The organism is Streptobacillus ratti, from assembly GCF_001891165.1.
GTDB classification, from domain to species: Bacteria; Fusobacteriota; Fusobacteriia; order Fusobacteriales; family Leptotrichiaceae; genus Streptobacillus; species Streptobacillus ratti.
This window is the reverse complement of record NZ_LKKW01000012.1, coordinates 18,500-36,809: the sequence shown is the minus strand read 5'-3', so window position 1 is coordinate 36,809 and position 18,310 is coordinate 18,500. Positions and strand designations below refer to the sequence as shown.

Annotated in this window: 18 protein-coding genes; 10 read left to right on the top strand and 8 right to left on the bottom strand. The window is 25.6% G+C overall.

Going from position 1 to position 18,310, the window contains the following annotated elements:
* From BT993_RS03290 to BT993_RS03255, 9 genes are all read left to right on the top strand, one after another.
* On the top strand, positions 1–300 hold a 300-nt coding region (locus BT993_RS03290; RefSeq protein WP_143604249.1), incomplete at its 5' end, for an IS30 family transposase.
* A 515-nt stretch (positions 301–815) separates the two neighbouring features.
* On the top strand, positions 816–2,156 hold the full coding sequence (gene glmU / locus BT993_RS07255) for a bifunctional UDP-N-acetylglucosamine diphosphorylase/glucosamine-1-phosphate N-acetyltransferase GlmU (RefSeq protein WP_143604247.1): 1,341 nt from the start codon (positions 816–818) through the stop codon (positions 2,154–2,156).
* Positions 2,157–2,177: 21 nt separating this feature from the next.
* Positions 2,178–3,155, top strand: coding sequence for a ribose-phosphate diphosphokinase (locus tag BT993_RS07250; protein WP_143604245.1), 978 nt, complete (start codon positions 2,178–2,180; stop codon positions 3,153–3,155).
* Between the two features lie 2 nt (positions 3,156–3,157).
* Positions 3,158–3,748, top strand: coding sequence for an L-threonylcarbamoyladenylate synthase (locus BT993_RS03280; RefSeq protein WP_083557371.1), 591 nt, complete (start codon positions 3,158–3,160; stop codon positions 3,746–3,748).
* Position 3,749: 1 nt separating this feature from the next.
* Positions 3,750–4,205 carry a viral A-type inclusion protein gene (locus tag BT993_RS03275; RefSeq protein ID WP_072593211.1) on the top strand — a complete coding sequence of 152 codons (456 nt, stop codon included), beginning with the start codon at positions 3,750–3,752 and terminating at the stop codon, positions 4,203–4,205.
* A gap of 52 nt (positions 4,206–4,257) precedes the next feature.
* Entirely contained in the window at positions 4,258–5,298 is a 1,041-nt protein-coding gene (locus BT993_RS03270; RefSeq protein ID WP_072593210.1) for a GspE/PulE family protein, read from the top strand.
* On the top strand, positions 5,276–5,878 hold the full coding sequence (locus BT993_RS03265; protein ID WP_158007927.1) for an HAD family hydrolase: 603 nt from the start codon (positions 5,276–5,278) through the stop codon (positions 5,876–5,878). The genes BT993_RS03270 and BT993_RS03265 overlap by 23 nt, the downstream gene beginning before the upstream one ends.
* Complete coding sequence (gene truA / locus BT993_RS03260; RefSeq protein ID WP_072593208.1) at positions 5,871–6,617, top strand: tRNA pseudouridine(38-40) synthase TruA; 747 nt, start codon at positions 5,871–5,873, stop codon at positions 6,615–6,617. The genes BT993_RS03265 and truA overlap by 8 nt, the downstream gene beginning before the upstream one ends.
* A 13-nt stretch (positions 6,618–6,630) precedes the next feature.
* Entirely contained in the window at positions 6,631–7,128 is a 498-nt protein-coding gene (locus BT993_RS03255) for a hypothetical protein (RefSeq protein WP_072593207.1), read from the top strand.
* Between the two features lie 183 nt (positions 7,129–7,311).
* Here BT993_RS03255 and BT993_RS03250 read toward each other — a convergent pair whose 3' ends face one another.
* The 6 genes from BT993_RS03250 to ylxM form a co-directional block, all read right to left on the bottom strand.
* A complete protein-coding gene (locus BT993_RS03250; protein ID WP_072593206.1) occupies positions 7,312–8,109 on the bottom strand; it encodes a Cof-type HAD-IIB family hydrolase in 798 nt (265 codons plus the stop codon).
* An 88-nt stretch (positions 8,110–8,197) separates the two neighbouring features.
* Positions 8,198–8,464 carry a 30S ribosomal protein S16 gene (rpsP, locus tag BT993_RS03245; RefSeq protein ID WP_072593205.1) on the bottom strand — a complete coding sequence of 89 codons (267 nt, stop codon included), beginning with the start codon at positions 8,462–8,464 and terminating at the stop codon, positions 8,198–8,200.
* 85 nt (positions 8,465–8,549) lie between these two features.
* Positions 8,550–11,039: an AMP-binding protein gene (locus BT993_RS03240; RefSeq protein ID WP_072593204.1), complete on the bottom strand. Its 2,490-nt coding sequence runs from the start codon at positions 11,037–11,039 to the stop codon at positions 8,550–8,552.
* Positions 11,040–11,087: 48 nt separating this feature from the next.
* Entirely contained in the window at positions 11,088–13,568 is a 2,481-nt protein-coding gene (locus BT993_RS03235) for an AMP-binding protein (RefSeq protein WP_072593203.1), read from the bottom strand.
* 25 nt (positions 13,569–13,593) lie between these two features.
* Positions 13,594–14,925 (bottom strand): signal recognition particle protein, encoded by a 1,332-nt coding sequence (ffh, locus tag BT993_RS03230; RefSeq protein ID WP_072593202.1) that lies wholly within the window; start codon positions 14,923–14,925, stop codon positions 13,594–13,596.
* Positions 14,925–15,251 carry a YlxM family DNA-binding protein gene (gene ylxM / locus BT993_RS03225; protein WP_072593212.1) on the bottom strand — a complete coding sequence of 109 codons (327 nt, stop codon included), beginning with the start codon at positions 15,249–15,251 and terminating at the stop codon, positions 14,925–14,927. Before ylxM ends, ffh begins: the two co-directional genes overlap by 1 nt.
* Before the next feature lie 89 nt (positions 15,252–15,340).
* Between ylxM and BT993_RS03220 the strand changes: the two genes are divergently transcribed.
* Positions 15,341–15,844, top strand: a complete 504-nt coding sequence (locus tag BT993_RS03220) for a hypothetical protein (protein ID WP_072593201.1) — start codon at positions 15,341–15,343, stop codon at positions 15,842–15,844.
* Between the two features lie 428 nt (positions 15,845–16,272).
* On the opposite strand, the gene BT993_RS03215 is transcribed toward BT993_RS03220, so the two are convergent.
* Both BT993_RS03215 and brnQ read right to left on the bottom strand, forming a co-directional pair.
* Entirely contained in the window at positions 16,273–16,953 is a 681-nt protein-coding gene (locus BT993_RS03215; protein ID WP_072593200.1) for a DNA alkylation repair protein, read from the bottom strand.
* Positions 16,941–18,248 carry a branched-chain amino acid transport system II carrier protein gene (gene brnQ / locus BT993_RS03210; RefSeq protein WP_072593199.1) on the bottom strand — a complete coding sequence of 436 codons (1,308 nt, stop codon included), beginning with the start codon at positions 18,246–18,248 and terminating at the stop codon, positions 16,941–16,943. The genes BT993_RS03215 and brnQ overlap by 13 nt, the downstream gene beginning before the upstream one ends.
* Between the last annotated feature and the right edge of the window lie 62 nt (positions 18,249–18,310).

Genomic DNA, 18,310 nt, shown 5'->3' with positions numbered 1-18,310 from the left:
AATAAATATTTAATTCATTCTATTACTTCTGATAATGGTTCTGAGTTTTCTAATGTTAAGTATATTACTGATTTAGGTATTAAGTGGTATTTTGCTCACCCTTATTGTTCTAATGAGAGGGGTAGTAATGAAAATAATAATAAGATGATTAGGAGATTTATTCCTAAGGGTAGGTCTATGAATAAATTAAGAAAAAAAGATGTTAAATTTATTGAAAATTTTATGAATAATTATCCTAGAAAAATTTTCAATTCTTCAACATCTTATGAAGTTTATGAATGTCTTTTAAATCTTGTTTAAGTTGTTTTTGGACATTTACTTTTGGAATTTAGGTATTTTTTGTTTTTTTAACTTTTTTATTATTTTTACCTTTTTTACTTTGTCATTTCACTTTAATTACTTTACATTTTTTTGCTTTGTATACATCACTTTTTATATACATCACTCTATTTATTTTATTAATTTATTTTTTTACTTTGTATACACTACTTTATTAATTTATAGATTTTTTTACTTTATAATTTTTTATATACATTACTTTACACACATTATTATATATCCCATCACTTTATAAATTTTTCCACTTTATTTTTTCTCTTTTAAGATATTTTAAAATATCTTTATACAAATAAATAATTATTAAATATAATCCTCTCACTAATCTCTACACCAATCTTCACCCCACCCCATAATTTAACACCTTATCCCAATATCATATCAAAATATCCGCTTGTTATATTTTAAACTATATGTGTTGTAATAACACATCAAAAATGATATAATTAATGTATATTTAATTTTAAGTGGGTGATTTTGTGATTTCAATTATTCTTGCAGCAGGTAAAGGTACAAGAATGAAGTCAAATATCTCTAAATTAATGCACAAAGTGAATGGACAACCTATGATAGTTAAGCTTGTAGATACTTTAAATAAATCAGGCATTAGCAAAAACATTTTAGTATTAGGTTACCTAAAAGAACAAATACTTGAAGTACTTGATTCTGAATATGTAACTCAAGACAAACAATTAGGTACTGGACATGCAGTAATTATTGCAAAAGATAAAATATTAGAAAATAATGATGATGTTTTAATTTGCAATGGAGATGGACCTTTATTGACTGTAGAAACAATTAATAGAATGAAAGAAAAATTTGAAAAAAATTCATTAGATTGTCTAATTCTTTCTTGTGTCGTCAACAATCCTTTAGGTTATGGTAGAATAATCAAGGAAAACGGAAAAGTTACTGACATAATAGAAGAAGTAGATACAACTATAGAACAAAAAAATATTAAAGAAATTAATGCAGGAGTGTATTTATTTAAAAGAAATTCCTTATTATCTATATTAGATAAATTTAATAATGATAATAAAAAAGGAGAATACTATCTAACAGATGCAGTAAAATTATTAAACACAGAAAATTTAAAAGTAGATAGTTTAGTTCTTGAAGATGAAAAAGAAATGTTAGGTGTTAATTCTAAATCTCAACTTGCAGAAGTTTCTAAAATATTAAGAGAAAGAAAAAATGAAGAACTTATGAATGACGGAGTTATACTTATAGACCCTAAAAATACATATATAGAAGAAGATGTAATTATAGGGCAAGATAGTGTAATTTATCCTAATGTATATATAGAAAAAGGTACTAGAATAGGAAGTAATTGTACTATTTATTCTGGAACTAGAATAGAAAAATCAATTATAGGTAACAATGTTACTATAGATAATAGTGTAGTAGAACTATCTAATATAGAAGATAATGTTAGCATAGGACCATTTGCACACATTAGACCAAATAGCATATTAAAAGAAAAATCAAAAGTAGGAAATTTTGTTGAAATTAAAAAATCTACATTACATAAAGGTGTTAAATGTGGACATTTAACATATATTGGTGATAGCGAAGTTGGAGAAAATACAAATATAGGGGCTGGAACTATTACATGTAATTATGATGGAATTAAAAAACATAAAACAACTATAGGTAAAGATTGCTTTATAGGAAGTAATAGTATTATAGTATCACCAGTAGAAATAGGAGAAAATGTTTTAACTGCTGCTGGTTCAGTAATTACAAAAGATATTCCAGATGATAGTATAGCATTTGGAAGAGCAAAACAAGTTAATAAAATTGGAATGAATAAAAAATAGAAGAAAGTGTGGGATTTCAAAATGTATAATAATCATGAAATTAAAGTTTATGCTGGAACTTCAAGTTCAAAATTAGCTGCAAAAATAGCTGAAAAGCTCGGTATCAAACTTGGAGATAGAACTATCATCAGATTTGCCGACGGAGAAACTTTCGCTAAATCTAATGAGACTGTAAGAGGATGTAAGGTGTTTGTAATACAATCTACATCTAAACCTGTTAATGAAAGTATTATGGAACTTTTAGTTTTCATAGATTCATTAAAAAGAGCATCTGCAACTGAAATTATAGCAGTTATTCCTTATTATGGATATGCAAGACAAGATAGAAAAGCATACCCAAGAGAGCCAATTACATCTAAATTAGTCGCTGACTTATTAACTGTAGCTGGAGCAACTAGAGTTGTTACTATGGATTTACACGCAAGACAAATACAAGGATTTTTCAATATACCAGTGGATCATATGGAAGCTTTACCACTATTTGCTAAATATTTTCATGATAAAGGATTTAATTCAGAAAATGCAGTAGTTGTATCTCCTGATGTTGGTGGAGTTAAAAGAGCTAGAGCGTTAGCAAGATCTTTAAATTTACCTTTAGCAATAATAGATAAAAGACGTGAAAAAGCTAATGTATCAGAAGTTATGAATTTAATAGGAGAAGTTAGAGGTAAAAAAGCTATACTTATAGATGATATTATAGATACAGCTGGAACTATATGTAACGCTGCTGCTGCACTTAAAAATGAGGGGGCATTAGAAGTGTATGCTTGTGCAGTTCACCCAGTATTTTCAGGTCCAGCAATAGAAAGATTAAAAGATTCAGAATTTAATAAAATTATTGTTACAGATACTATAGAATTACCAGAAGATAAAAAATTTGATAAATTATCTATAGTTTCAACTGCAAATATGTTCGCTGAAACTATAAATAGAATATTTAAAGAAGAAGCAATAAGTGATTTATTTGAAGTTCCTAAAAACTTAGATGTGGAAGGGTAATAATGTATAAAAGTAAAATGAATAATATATTAAACAATTCAAAAAATGATATTGTTATATTATTCCCTACTGATACAGTTTATGGATTAGGGGCTATTCCTAATAAAAAAGCTTTAGATAGAATTTTTGATATAAAAAAAAGGGATAAAAATAAGAAAATTATTGCATTAGTTTCAAAAAAAGAAACAATAAATAAAATTATTGAAACTAATAATTTAATTGATAAAATAATAGATAGGCTTTTTCCAGGAGCTATTACTTTAATAGCAAAATCTACTCCATTTATCAAAGAACTTTTAGGATATGAAGATATAGGGGTAAGAATACCTAATAATAAGAAAGCATTAGAAATAATTGATAAATTTGGTGGAATTTTAATGACAACTTCTGCTAATATTAGTGGAAAAGAAGCTCCAAAAAAATATTCTGAAATAGATGAAGAAATATTAAAACTTGTAGATTATAAATATATCGATGATAGTAATTTAAGTGGTATTTCTTCTAGTATATTTAAAGTAGATGGAGAAAATATTACTTTATTAAGAGAGGGGAGCATCTCATTAATAGAATTAACAAAACTTAAGGAGGAATAATTTGAAAGGTAAATTAGTAAACCCTAATAACATTTCTGATATGGATGTTATGAATGCAAAAAGTCAAGCAAGCATGGCTGCTTTACTTCAAAAAATTGGAAAAGGTAAAAGAAAAAAAGAAGTAACATTAAGTAAAAATTCACAAAAATACTTAGAACAAATGATAGGTGAAATGAAAAAACAAATGATAATGTATGAAAAACAATTACCTAATGTATTTTCATTCTTTAACTATGTTGAAAAATCACTACATATAAGTAAAAAAGAAAAAAGACCTAAAGAAAAAGTTCTTGCTCTTTCTTTTGAAGAATATGATTTAATTATAAAACAAATGAAAGATGTAATTAAAGGTTTAGCATTAGAAAAATCTAAATTAAAATGGTATAACATTGTTAAAAAAATGGTTTATAGAATGATGACTAAACAAACAGAAGAATTACTAAAAGATATGAAATAAAAGTAATGAAATAAAAGATATAAAATAAAAAAGGAAATAATCAGGGGGTTAAATGAGGAATAACAATAAAGATATGGCAACTACCTCAAATAGTTGCTTTTTGTTTAATTTAGAAAATATTTTAGAATTAGCTATTTCAAAAAATGCTACAGATATACATATTAGAGAACATGACAATGTATGTAAACTTGAACTAAGAATAAATGGAAATATTCACAAAATAGAGGACACACATAAATTAAATGTAAGGGAAATTATTGCAAGAATAAAAATACTTTCAAAATTAAATGTGGCAGAAAAAAGACTACCTCAAGATGGTGCTTTTACCCATGTTTTTAAAGAGAAAAAATATGATATTCGTGTTGCAACCTTACCAAGTAATATGGGTGAAAATGTGGTTTTAAGAATATTAAATTCAACTTTAAATGATATTAGTCTAACATCTTTAGGTTTTGATAATGACAGTATTTCTATTCTTAAAAAAGCCTGTTCTAAAAGTAATGGACTTATACTTATAACAGGTCCTACAGGAAGTGGTAAGTCTACTACATTACTTTCTTTAATTAACATTCTTATGAAAAGCAAAAGAAAAATAATAACTATTGAAGATCCTATAGAAAATAAGATTGAAGATATAGTTCAAGTACAAGTAAAAGAAGAAATAGGCTTAACTTTTGAAAAAATATTAAGAACTGTTCTAAGATCAGATCCCGATATTATTATAATAAGTGAAATTAGAGATGAAATAACGGCACAAATAGCAATTAGAGCAGGGCTTACAGGTCATTTAGTTCTTGCTACATTACATACTAATGATAGTGTATCAACAATAAATAGATTAATTGATATGAACATTCCTAAATATCTTATACTCGATTCTCTACTTTGTATACTTTCACAAAGATTAGTATTTAATGGGTATAAAAGAACTTGTATATCAGAAATACTTGAAATAAATGATGAAATAAAGAAAATATTTAGTAATCATTTTGATAAAACAACTATAGAAGAAAAACTTAAAACCAAAGGATTTATCAAATTAAAAGATAAATTAGAAAAGAGGTGTGAGCTTGAAGAATATTATTGTTTATGATTTTGACAAAACTATTTATGGTGGTGAAACATCTACTGATTTCATGAGATTTTTTCTTAAAAGAAACCCTAAATACCTTTTAAAAATATATAAGGTGTTTCATTCATTAATATATTATAGAAGTGATTTAAAAAAATCTAAAGAGATATTTTTTGAAATATTAAATAATGTAGAAGTTGAGTATCTTAAAAAAGAAATACATGAATTTTGGATAAAAAATAAAGTAAAAATATTTTCTTGGGTTTATAAAGAAATTGAGAAAAATAAAACGGAAGCTGAAGAATTAATATTAATTTCTGCTACTCCTAAATTATTTCTTGAAGAAATTGCAGAAGAACTAGGTTTTAATAAATTAATTGCTACTGATTTTGTTAAGCAAAATAAATATTTTGTGAGCAAAATAAAGGGTAAAAATTGCAAACACATAGAAAAAGTATTTAAACTAAAAGAATACTTACCTAAATTTAATATACTTGCTTTTTACTCTGATAGTATGTCTGATAAACCATTATTTGATCTTGCTCAAGAAAAGTATTTTATATCTAAGGGTATAAAAAAGAAAGGACTTCCGAATGAGTAATATAACGAATAATATTAAAATTATATATCAATATGACGGCAGTGCTTTTTATGGTTCACAAAGACAAAAAGATAAAATCACAGTTCAAGGTACCATAGAAGATATACTTATTAACTCATTTAACGAAAAAGTTAATATGATAAGTTCCGGAAGAACTGATAAAGGAGTTCATGCTAAAATGCAAATTTCTAACTTTATAATTAGCAAGGACATAAACCTAGAAATCATCAAGAGTAAAATAGAAAAATATTCTAATTATGCTATTAAAATTCTTTCTATAGAAAAGGTCGATATAGACTATAATTCAAGATATGATAGTAGTGAGAGAACATATGAGTATATAATTTCAAACAAAGAGAATATTACACCTTTTAACAGAAAATATATAACAAGAATAAATTATGAAATAGATGTTGAAAAACTAAATAATATTTTAAAACACTTTATTGGTAAACACAATTTTTCTAATTTTTCTAAAAAAGAAAACAAGGCTAATAAAAATCCCATAAGAGAAATTTATGAATGTTACGCTATAAAAAAAGATAAAAATATTCATATATATATCAAAGGAAACAGTTTTTTAAAAACTATGGTAAGAATAATTGTAGGAACAGCTTTAGCCATATATGAAAATAAAATTAATATAGATTTTATTAAAAAAGGGTTTGATAATCCAAATCCTAACGCAAAAAAATATGTATTAGATGGTAGTGGACTTTATCTATACCATGTAAAATAAGGAGGAAGAAAATATGAAAATAACTATACAACAATGTATATTTTTAATATCAAATTTAACAAAAAAACAAAATAGAATTTTTATTAATTTAAATTCTTATTCTAATATACCTTTAAAAGTTAATGGAAAAGATGTTTTTGATAAAACACAGGCTAAAGAAATGCTAGAAATTTATTCAGAACTTGAAACTATAAATCAAGATTTAGCTACTTTGAAATCTACTTTAAATCATGCAAATGCTACTAATAAAATAGATGATTTACCTATATTCTACCACTTAGAAGATGTGAAAAATAAAAGGGCTTTATTATCATTTTTAGAAAGAGTCCTTAATTCTAATACTTCAAGTGCAGAAAGTGGAGTAGGTGTAGTAAATTACGGTGTACTAAACCAAAATATTTTAAAAGAAGAATTTATAAAATTAGAAAAAAAGGTCAACTCTATGTCAGAAAGAATTGATATAGAAAATTCAAAACTAACTATAGAAGTTGACCTAAAAGGTAATTATTAATTATTTTTATAATAGTTATTTTGGTAGTAATTCTTTTTATCAAATTTAAATCGAACGATTATTTTTACGACTTATTTATTTTACACCTTATACTAACGAACGATTAAAAATCTAAAATAATAAAAGAATTACAATGGAGCTTTTGCTCAAAAACTTTTTAGGACAAGTTTTGCCTTTAGAGTCCTATATTAATTTAAACATTTCTAGCATTTTTACAAAACCATCATTATCTATACTATCTGTAACATATTTAGCATGAGATTTAACCAAATCACTTGCATTACCCATGGCAACAGAATGTTCTACTACTTCAAACATAGAAATATCATTATTCCCATCGCCTATAGCTATTGCTTCACTAGGATCTATATTAAGTTCTTCCATAAATGCTTTTAATCCATTACCTTTACTTGCATTTTTATTCAATATTTCTATACTTATAGGTATTGTTCTTACAAAATAGTATTTATCAAGAAAAGTTTTATCATGTTTACTTTCAAATTCATCTAATTCTTCTTTACTTCCCATAATATTTACTCTTGAAATTTCAATATTTTCATCTTCAACAAATTTTTCCATTTCCATTAAAAGTATTTCATTATCTTCTACTATTTCTGGAAATATTTCATCAACATAATAAAGTTTATCTGGTGTATAAACACTCAAATTATATTTATCATCTACATTTTTTCTAATGTATTTATAATCATCAAGAGTTAAAGAAAAATGTTTAATTATTTTTCTTGTATCTATATTCTGTACTACAGCCCCTGTTGTAAGTATAGCATAATTATTTTTACCTGATAATTTAAGTAAATCAAACATTTCATAAAGGCTATCTATACTTCTTCCTGTATTTACAACTAACATTATACCTTTATTTTCTAATTTATGAAAAGCCTCAATAACACCTTTTGATAATTTAGAATCTTTAAGTATGGTTCCATCTAAATCAAAAGAAATTAATTTAATATTATTCATAATCTCTATTATCTTCCTTTCTAAAAGAAAAACACTTAAATACTAAGATAAAATCTATTCTTTAAGTGTTATATATTCTATGTTTTATTTATCTTTTTTTAGAAGCTTCAAATTTTTCCCAAATTCCTGCTTTAGTTAATATAGATTTAACTGTTTCTGTTGGTTGTGCTCCATTTGATAAAAATCTTAAAATTTCTTCTTCTTTTAAGTTTACTTGGTTTTCAGAAACTAATGGATTGTATGTTCCAACATAAGCTACTGCTTTCCCATCTCTTTTTCCTAATGCTTCCATTGCTGCTATTCTATAGAAAGGTGCTTTTTTTCTACCTAATCTAGTTAATCTTAATTTTAACATTTATTATTCCTCCAAATTTTTATTACAACACATTTTACAATATTAATGAAATATTGTCAAGTATTTTTTATTGACAAATTTTTTATTATTTTTTATCATTTAAATACATATTACGTGCCGTATCAACTATTTCAGAATAAGACATGTTTTCAGGTTTAATTTGACCTAAATATTTAACAGATAATTTCTTAGGTTTAGGGAACTTATCATATCTTGAATATGCTTCAAAAGCTCCGTCAATCTTTAAACAAGTTACAGGTATATTTAATTCTTTAGATAATATAGCAAATATCTTCTTAAATTCTCCTAAATTCCCATCTTTTGTTCTTGTTCCCTCTGGGAATATGAAAATATTTTTTCCTTGTTTAAGGGCTGATGATACATTTTCTATAGTAGATTTAATGTTTTTATTAATATCAAGTAATAATATATTACCATGTTTAGCAAAAAACTTCATAAAAGCATTTTTGAAATACCAATTTATAGCTAAAGTATATGTTTTTTCTGATGATACATTAGGTATTAATAAACTAAATGCTAATCCATCAATAAAACTTTCATGGTTTGCTATAAATATTTGTTGTTCATTCTTTATATTTTCTGAACCCTTAATATCTATTCTAAAGTATAACTTAAATAATAAGAACATTATTGGTTTAATCAATGACATTAACCAACCATCTTTAAGTTCTTTATTAGGTGCATTTTGTATAACTTCTTTCCATTGATCTGTTGTTTCAGTAAATCCAGCTGATTTCTCTTCTATATATTTAGATAATCCAATTAATGTTAGATTATCTTTGAAATCTTCCTCTGATATTTTTAGTCCAAAACTATTTTCAATAAAAGTTAATAATTCTACCTGATCAAGTGAATCAAGACCAAATTCAACTTCTAAATTTTTATTTGCCTCAGGATAAACGCCTTTCATTTTAAAGATAAACTCTTTAAGTATCTTGTATTCTTCAGTATTTGGCTCATTTACAGTTTCATTTTTCTCAACTTTAGCTTTTCCAGAATACAAATCTTTTAACATAAATCTTCTTAATTTACCTATTCTGGTCTTAGGTAATTCTTCTTCAGTAATCTTGTATTCCAATACTTTTTCATAATTATGTACAGCTCCGTTATAGAACTCTACTGTATCTTTAACATATGCGTTTATATTTAAAATATTTAATTTCTTAGCCTCATTTCTATCTACTACTATTAATGCAGCTAATTTATCATTATGCCCTATTATTCCAATTTCTTTGATTATTTGATTAGCTGATGACATAAATTTAATTTCTAATGATTCAGGGTCTACATTTTTCCCATTAGATAATACTATCATAGCATTTTTACGACCAATTATACTTATATATCCATCATCATCAACTTCTACTACATCTCCTGTTTTAAACCAACCATCTTCAGTTAATACCTCAGCAGTTTTTTCAGGTTTGTTATAATACCCTTTCATTACTATAGGTCCTTTAACCCATAGTTCTTGATCTACAACTTTAACCTCTATATTATCTACTGGTTTTCCAACAGTCCCTACCTTATATCCATGATTAATTGTATTTCCTGATATTATTGGAGAAGTTTCAGTAAGTCCATAACCTTCGCAGTAATCAAAACCTAAAGTATTGAAAAATTCTATCATTTCAATATCAGACTTAGCTCCTCCAACTACCATACTTCTTAGTTTACCACCAAATTTTTCATGCACTTTTTTAAATATTTTCTTAGAAAAATTCTTATTATTTATTTTCTTAGCAAGTGCATATATAAGTCTAGTTATCCATTTAGAATCTATAGTATTTTTAATAGATTTATAGAATAACTTATAAACTCTTGGAACCAATACTAACATCGTTACATCATTTTCTGATAATGCCTTTAATATTTCTTGACTAGATAATTTTTCTACTAATACCACAGAATGTTGATTTTCGTGATACATATAGTAAATATTAGCCGACATCAATGGCAGTATATGATGAAAAGGTAATACTGCTAAAATCTGTTCATCATCCCATGTTATTTCTAATGATTTTATAGATAATATTTGATGATGTATATTACCATAAGTCAACATAACTCCTTTAGGTTGCCCTGTAGTTCCTGAGGTATATAGCATTACAGCTATATCTTCCATTTCTGGATGTGAAAGTATTCTCTCATCTTTTTCTATTTCAGAAAATAGAGTTTTATCTATTTCAATTTCATCAACATTAAATATTTTAATATCTCTATTTGTGGCTTCAATTGCTTTCTTTGCAACTTCATAAGTATTATTAGAAACATAAATGCAAGTAGCACCTGAATCATTTAAAAAATATTCTAATTCTTTTTCATTTGACAGAGCATCTACTGCAACAGGAATTAAATCCATATCCCATAATGAATAAAATGCGTAAAACCATTCTTTTCTATTTTCCATCATAATAATACTAAAAGTTTTAGGTATTCCTTCAGATATAACATACTTGGAATAATATTTTACCGTATTTACAAGATTTGTATGACTTATTCTTGTTCCGTCAAAATCTACTATCGCCAATCTATCAGATTTATTTAAAAACATAATTTCTTCCTTTCTTCCTCTTAATTTTTCCCCACCAAATCAACATAACTAATTATACATATCTCTTGCTTTATCAACTATTTCATCATAACTTAAATGTTGTGGATTAATTTCTCCTAAATAACTAACTGTTATTTTTTTAGGTTTAGGATATTTATCATATCTTGAATAAGCTTCAAAAGTTCCATCAATTTTTAAACAAGTAATTTTTACATTCATTTCTTTTGATATTATTGCAAAAGTCTTTTTAAATGGTGATAAATTACCATCTTTTGTTCTTGTTCCTTCTGGGAATATAAATACATTTTTCCCTTGTTTTAATACTGATGCAATTTGTTCTATTGTATCTTTAATATTTCCATCAATATCTAATAAAACTAAATTAGTTTCCTTAGCAAGTTTTTTCATAAAACTGCTTTTAAAGTACCAATCTATAGCAAGTGAATAAGTATCCTTAGATACTTTTTTTGGAAGTAATAAATTAAGTGCCAATGCATCTAAAAAGCTTGCATGATTAGCAATAAATATTTGTGGTTCATCTTTTATATTTTCCTTACCTTTAATACTTAATCTAAAATAAATTTTAAAAATAAGCCAACCAAGAGGTCTTAAAAATCTAATTCCACTTCCATTTTCTAATTCTCTTATTGGTGCATTTTTTATTATTTCTTTCCATTGATCTTTTGTTTCAATAAATTTTTCAGATTTATTTTTTATTAATTCTGATAACTTAATTAAATTAATATTTTCTTTAAATTCTTCTGCTGTAAGCTTAACTCCAAAACTTCTTTCTATAAAAGAAAGTAATTCAACCTGGTCTAAAGAATCTAGTCCAAATTCTATTTCTAGGTTTACATTAGGTTCAGCATATTCATTTTTCATATTAAAAATATATTCTTTTAAAACCTTATATTCTAAAGTATCTGGTTCTTCTACTTTTTCTTTTTCTTCATCTTTCATATGACCTAAATATATATCTTTTAACATAAATCTTTTTAATTTACCTATTCTAGTTTTAGGTAATTCCATTTCAGTCATCTTATATTCCAATATTTTTTCATATCCATGTGAAGCTGCATTATAAAATGATATTGCATCTTCTATATATGGTTTAATATTTGTTATTCTTTTTTCTTTTATTTTATTATCATCTATTACTATTAAAGCTGCTAATTTATCATTTTTAGCAAAAATTCCTATTTCTTTTATTATTTCATTTGAATATCCTAATAACCTATTTTCCAATTTCTCAGGATCTATATTTTTACCATTAGATAATACTATCATAGAGTTTTTTCTTCCTATAATAGTAATAAAGCCTTCTTCATCTATTTCTGCTAAATCTCCAGTTTTAAACCAACCATCTTCAGTTATTACCTTAGCTGTTTCTTCAGGTTTATTGTAATACCCTTTCATTACTATAGGACCTTTAACCCATAATTCTCCATCAACTAATTTAACTTCTATATTATCAACTTTTCTTCCTACAGTTCCATTTTTCTTACCATGTTTTGTAGTTGAACATGCAACTACTGGTGAAGTTTCACTTAAACCATAACCTTCAAAGTATTCAATACCTATAATGTCAAAAAAATCAGCTATTTCCTTATCAGTTTTAGCTCCACCTGATATAACTCTTGTAAGTTTTCCACCAAACATTTTATGTATCTTATTAAACAATGCTCTTGAAAATTTAATATTTTTAGCTGTTTGTGCAAGTTTAAATAAGTTTTTAGCAGTAACCTTAGAATCAATTTTACTTTTTATAGAACTATAAAATAACTTATACACCCTTGGAACCATAGATAATATTGTTACATCATTATCACTTAAAGCTTTCAATATATCCTGACTTGAAAGATTATCTATAAATACTATAGAAAATTGAGTACTATGGTGCATAAATAAAAGATTTGTTGTCATTAATGGAAGTATGTGATGAAAAGGCAGTCCTGCCAATACTTGCTCATTTTCTTCAATAATCATTAATGATTTTATTGATTCAATCTGTGCTTCTATATTATTAAAAGTAAGCATTACACCTTTTGGATTCCCTGTAGTCCCTGAAGTATATAGCATTATTGCTAATTCTTCTCCCTCTGGATGAGATAATAAGTTATTATCTTTTGCTATCTCTTTTAATTTATTTTCATCTATTTCTACATCATCTATATTTACTATAGTTATTTCTCTTCCTAATGTATCTATTGTTTCTTTAGCCTTTTCATATGTCTTATTTGAAACATAAATACTTGTTGCATTAGAATCTTTTAAAAAGTACACTATTTCTTCTATACTAGACTCTGAATCAATTACTAATGGAATATTCTTTTTATCCCAAATTGCATAAAAAGTATATAACCATTCTTTTCTGTTTTCCATCATTATTACATTAAATTTTTGAATATCTTTAGTTTCTTTAATTACATTTTTTGAAAAATACTTAACCTTATCTACCAATTCACTATGACTTACCTTATTTCCTTTAGAGTCAACCAAAGCTAACCTATTTGATTTTTGTAAGAACATATATAGCTCCTCCTAATATTACACTTTATCTTTTTTTTCCTATTTGTCCAAACCCAGGTATATTTCCAGAATTAAACATTTTCATCATTTGTTTCATCTGTTCAAATTGTTTAAGTAATTTATTGATTTGTGTTACATCTGTACCTGAACCTTTTGCTATTCTTGTTTTTCTACTACTTACTTTTAAAAGATTAGGATTTCTTCTTTCCTCTACTGTCATAGAATATATTATAGCTTCTACTTTTTTCATCTCTTTTTCAGCACCAGTAAGATCTATATCTCCTAAAGCTCCCATACCTGGTAGCATTTTTAATATACCTCCAAGAGAACCCATTCTTTTAATCATTTTAAATTGTTTTAAAAAATCTTCAAAATCAAATTGATTTTTTCTAAATTTTGCTTCCATTTCACGTGCTTCTTTTTCATCTATAGCATCTTTAGCTTTTTCAACTAAAGATACTACATCTCCCATTCCAAGTATTCTACTTGCAAGTCTTTCAGGGTGAAATACTGATATATCATCAAGCTTTTCCCCCTCAGAAATATATTTAATAGGTTTACCTGAAATTTCTTTAATAGATAGAGCTGCCCCTCCACGAGTATCACCATCTAATTTTGTAACTACTACTCCTGTGATATCTAAAGCATCATTAAATGTTTTAGCCACATTTACTGCATCTTGCCCTGTCATACCATCTACAACTAACAGAATTTCTGTTGGATTAATGCTTGATTTAACATCTTGAAGTTCCTGCATTAAAACCTCATCAACATGCAATCTTCCAGCAGTATCTATTAATACATAATCAGCATCTTCTTTTTTAGCCTCTAGTAATCCATTATTAACTATTTCTAATACATTATTACTATCTTCTATACTATAGAATGGAACTCCTATTTGATTTGCAAGTACCATTAATTGTTTCTTAGCAGCTGGTCTATATACATCTGCTCCTATTAAAAATGCTTTATTTTTTTCTTTCTTTAAAAGCTTAGCTAATTTTCCTGCAAAAGTAGTTTTACCTGCTCCTTGCAATCCAACTAGCATAATAATAGTAGGTTTTGAAGTTGCCTTATTTAAAGCTGTATTTTGCCCTCCTAAAACTTCTATTAATTCATCATTTATTATTTTTATAAACTGTTGTCTTGGATTTACACCTTTAATAACTTCTTGTCCTTGTGCTTTTTCTTTTATTCTCTTAACAAAATTCTTAACTACTATGTAATTAACATCTGCTTCAAGTAAGGCAAGTCTTACTTCTCTTAAAGCTTCCGTGATATTACTTTCAGTGATTTTACTTTGTCCAGATAACTTTTTAAAAGTTTCTTGTAATTTATCACTCAAACCTTTAAACATTAATTTGCTCCTTCTTCATATTCCATTATTATTTTATCTAAATTTTCCTTTGAAAAATTATCTCTTAGCCATTTTAAATTCATTATTAAGTTCTCTTCTCTTTCCATAACTCCAAGTAACTTCTCATACTTATCTAACTGTTTACAGCCTCTTTTAATATTATCAAAAACTGCCTGTCTACTTACATTAAAAGCTTCTGCTATTTCTGTTAATGAATTATCCTCCTCTAAATATGCAGATAAATATTTTTTCTGTTTTTCAGAAAATAGTTCCTTATAGTATATGAATAAAATTGAGTATTTTATATATTCTTCTATCTCTTTCATACACATATTTTACACTATTTACCTTTTTTTTACAACTATAAAAAATCAATAAAATATGGTATAATATGTAAAATAAAAGGAGTGATAACATGAAAAAAATATTATTAACATTTATACTACTGTCAAGTTTTCTTTCTTATAGTACATATATAGTTGGACCAAGAATAAAAGTTGAGGGTGGAGTAGGGATAGGTAAAGCTGACCATGTAATAATTCCATTAAATGTCGCTATACTTCCAGAATGGAGATATGACATTAGACATGATATCAATATTGCATTTGGACCTAAATTCACTGTTGTTTCTTCTCCTCAATTTCAAACATTTAAATACAATGGTACAAAAATTAGAGCTTTAGTAGGAGCAGAAACACATGTAAATTTTAGAATAACTAATAAACTTTCTATATTCCTTGGTGCAGAAACTGCAATAGGTGGTGGTTCTGATGTAAATACTAATGGAAATAAAACAGCTGTATTTGATTGGTTAGCATTAATATCTAGTGGAATAAAAGTAAATGATAGATACAATATGGGAGCATATTTAGGATATGGAAAAGGAAATTTTGGAATACAAGCAGGATATACTTTTTAAAGAAAAAAGGGTAGCTTATTTTACATAAGTTATCCCTTTTTTGTTTATATAGTATTCATTTGTAAAAATTTTTCTAATATTAATTAAATAATATATCTTTTAGGTAGAAAAAATAAAAAAAATATCCGAATATTTGAATTATTTCTCCAATAGTTTTATTTATATAACGTTTAAAAGCTATCATTAGATATGTAAATACAAGTATAAATACACCATCGCTTATGCTCATTATTTTTTATCCTTTCCATTATATAATCTTCTATTTTATCACCAATTGGTTTACCAACTTCTCCAACTGGAATTATATCTTCATTAAAACCCTTTGATTTTTAATATGTCATCTCCATTCTATTTTTATTTCAATATCATTCTAACTTCAAAAATACTGTTTGTCAACTGTTCAAAAAATAACTTAAACCTATATTACTTTATTTTCTTTTTAAAGTATTTAAATATATCTTTTTATCTTTATCTATTTTTAAGCTTTCTTTCATTTTTTGTATGGCTTTATTATGTACCCAATCATTTACTATCATGTTTTTTTCTAAATAATATAGAACTTCTTTTTCATGCCTTATATAGCATTCACATAGATACCAAGCTATTGCCATATTTATATAATATTCATCTGTTTGTATTTCTGATAATACTTTTAAATGATTTTCATTAAAGTTTTCTTTTATAAAATTAGTTCTTAAGGTTGTTACAGCAAATCTAACAGTATATTCATGTTTAGATTTTAACCATTCATAAACCTTTTTTTCTATAATCTCAGGATATTTTTTAGATATTTTCCCTATCCCTATATCACAAGTTGCCCAATTATCAATAAAAGGTAAAACTTTTTCTGTATTTTCTATTAGTCTATTTATATCTTTCTCTTCATTTAATAAATACATATGTATATGATACTCTTCCATATATTCATGTGGAAGATTGTTTAAATATTTTTCTTTATCTTCTTTTGATAGAGTTTTTACAATTTTTTTAAGTTCTGGCATCCTTACTCCAACTATATTTTCTATTTTTACTGTTGGTATAAGTTTAGCACTAAACTCCCTATAACCTAGTTCTTGCTTAGAAAAAAGAAATTCTTTTACTTTATCCATATTTTCTTTCCTTTATGTATTATTATAGAAAAAATAAATGTAATCATCGCTGGAACTAACCAACCTAAATTAAGACTATAAAAAGGTAAATTAACAAATAACGGATCTAATATATTTCCTATATATTTATTTAACACCATACCTATACTAAATATTAATGTTACATATACACATAATCTAAACACTAATCTTGAGTTATCAAAGTATTCTGAAAATAGACCAAGTGATATTAATACTAATGATACTGGATATATTGATAATAATATAGGCATAGATATTTTCAATATATTAACAAGTCCAAAGTTAGCTAAAACAAATGAAATTAAAATATATATCATTGCCCAAGTTCTATATGAAATACTTGGATAATTTTGACTAAAATACTGACTTATAGATGTAATTAATCCAATACTTACAGATAAACAGGCAATAATAAATATTCCCCCTAACATTAAAGTACTAAACATACCGTAATTTACTTTTACAACATTAACTAATATTTCTACACCTGTTTTTGTATTAGGAAAATCATTTGCTGTAGCAAAGCCTATGTATGTTAGCATGAAATATACTAAAAATAATATTAATCCAGCTACTATTCCAGCCTTTATTGTTATTTTAGTAACATCTTTTTCATTAACTATACCTAAACTTTTAATTGCAAATACTATTATTATTCCAAAATTTAATCCTGCTAGTGCATCAATCGTATTATATCCCTCTATGAATCCTTTTATAGCTGGTGATGTTATATAATCTCCTACTGGTGCTACATAACTAAAAGGCTTAAATAATACTCCTACGAACATTAATATTATTAATAATAGTAAAATGGGAGTTAATATTTTACCTAATGTTGTTACAATTTTTTTAGGTTTCATAGATAAATAATAGACTATCAAGAAAAATATTAGAGTATATATTAATCTATAGTAAATTATATTATCTAAATTTGTAACATATGGAGCAATTGTCATTTCAAATGATGTAGACGCATTTCTTGGTATTGAAAGACACGGTCCTATAGTTAAATACATAGCAGTTGTAAATATAAATGTAAACCAGGGACCCACCATATTAGAAAAGTTATTTATTCCATTAAATTTTGAAACAACTATTACTCCAAGTATTGGAAAAACTATTGCAGTAATAGAGAAAAATATTAAAGCAATAATAGCATTGCTTCCTGATTCTTTTCCTAAAAACGGTGGAAATATTAAATTTCCTGCTCCAAAGTATAATCCAAAAATCATTATACTTATATATCTAAATTCTTTGTTCGTTAAATTCCTCATTTTCACTCCTCTTATTATCACAATTTTGGCTTATTATACATTATTTATATAAGTTTGTAAAA

What these genes read in the sequence shown, in the direction of transcription:
- BT993_RS03235 (WP_072593203.1), bottom strand. Translation starts at nt 13,568, where the DNA reads ATGTTCTTACAAAAATCAAATAGGTTAGCTTTGGTTGACTCTAAAGGA.
- ffh (WP_072593202.1), bottom strand. Translation starts at nt 14,925, where the DNA reads ATGTTTAAAGGTTTGAGTGATAAATTACAAGAAACTTTTAAAAAGTTA.
- BT993_RS03240 (WP_072593204.1), bottom strand. Translation starts at nt 11,039, where the DNA reads ATGTTTTTAAATAAATCTGATAGATTGGCGATAGTAGATTTTGACGGA.
- BT993_RS07250 (WP_143604245.1), top strand. Translation starts at nt 2,178, where the DNA reads ATGTATAATAATCATGAAATTAAAGTTTATGCTGGAACTTCAAGTTCA.
- ylxM (WP_072593212.1), bottom strand. Translation starts at nt 15,251, where the DNA reads ATGAAAGAGATAGAAGAATATATAAAATACTCAATTTTATTCATATAC.
- rpsP (WP_072593205.1), bottom strand. Translation starts at nt 8,464, where the DNA reads ATGTTAAAATTAAGATTAACTAGATTAGGTAGAAAAAAAGCACCTTTC.
- BT993_RS03220 (WP_072593201.1), top strand. Translation starts at nt 15,341, where the DNA reads ATGAAAAAAATATTATTAACATTTATACTACTGTCAAGTTTTCTTTCT.
- BT993_RS03250 (WP_072593206.1), bottom strand. Translation starts at nt 8,109, where the DNA reads ATGAATAATATTAAATTAATTTCTTTTGATTTAGATGGAACCATACTT.
- BT993_RS03270 (WP_072593210.1), top strand. Translation starts at nt 4,258, where the DNA reads ATGAGGAATAACAATAAAGATATGGCAACTACCTCAAATAGTTGCTTT.
- brnQ (WP_072593199.1), bottom strand. Translation starts at nt 18,248, where the DNA reads ATGAGGAATTTAACGAACAAAGAATTTAGATATATAAGTATAATGATT.
- BT993_RS03215 (WP_072593200.1), bottom strand. Translation starts at nt 16,953, where the DNA reads ATGGATAAAGTAAAAGAATTTCTTTTTTCTAAGCAAGAACTAGGTTAT.
- BT993_RS03280 (WP_083557371.1), top strand. Translation starts at nt 3,158, where the DNA reads ATGTATAAAAGTAAAATGAATAATATATTAAACAATTCAAAAAATGAT.
- truA (WP_072593208.1), top strand. Translation starts at nt 5,871, where the DNA reads ATGAGTAATATAACGAATAATATTAAAATTATATATCAATATGACGGC.
- BT993_RS03255 (WP_072593207.1), top strand. Translation starts at nt 6,631, where the DNA reads ATGAAAATAACTATACAACAATGTATATTTTTAATATCAAATTTAACA.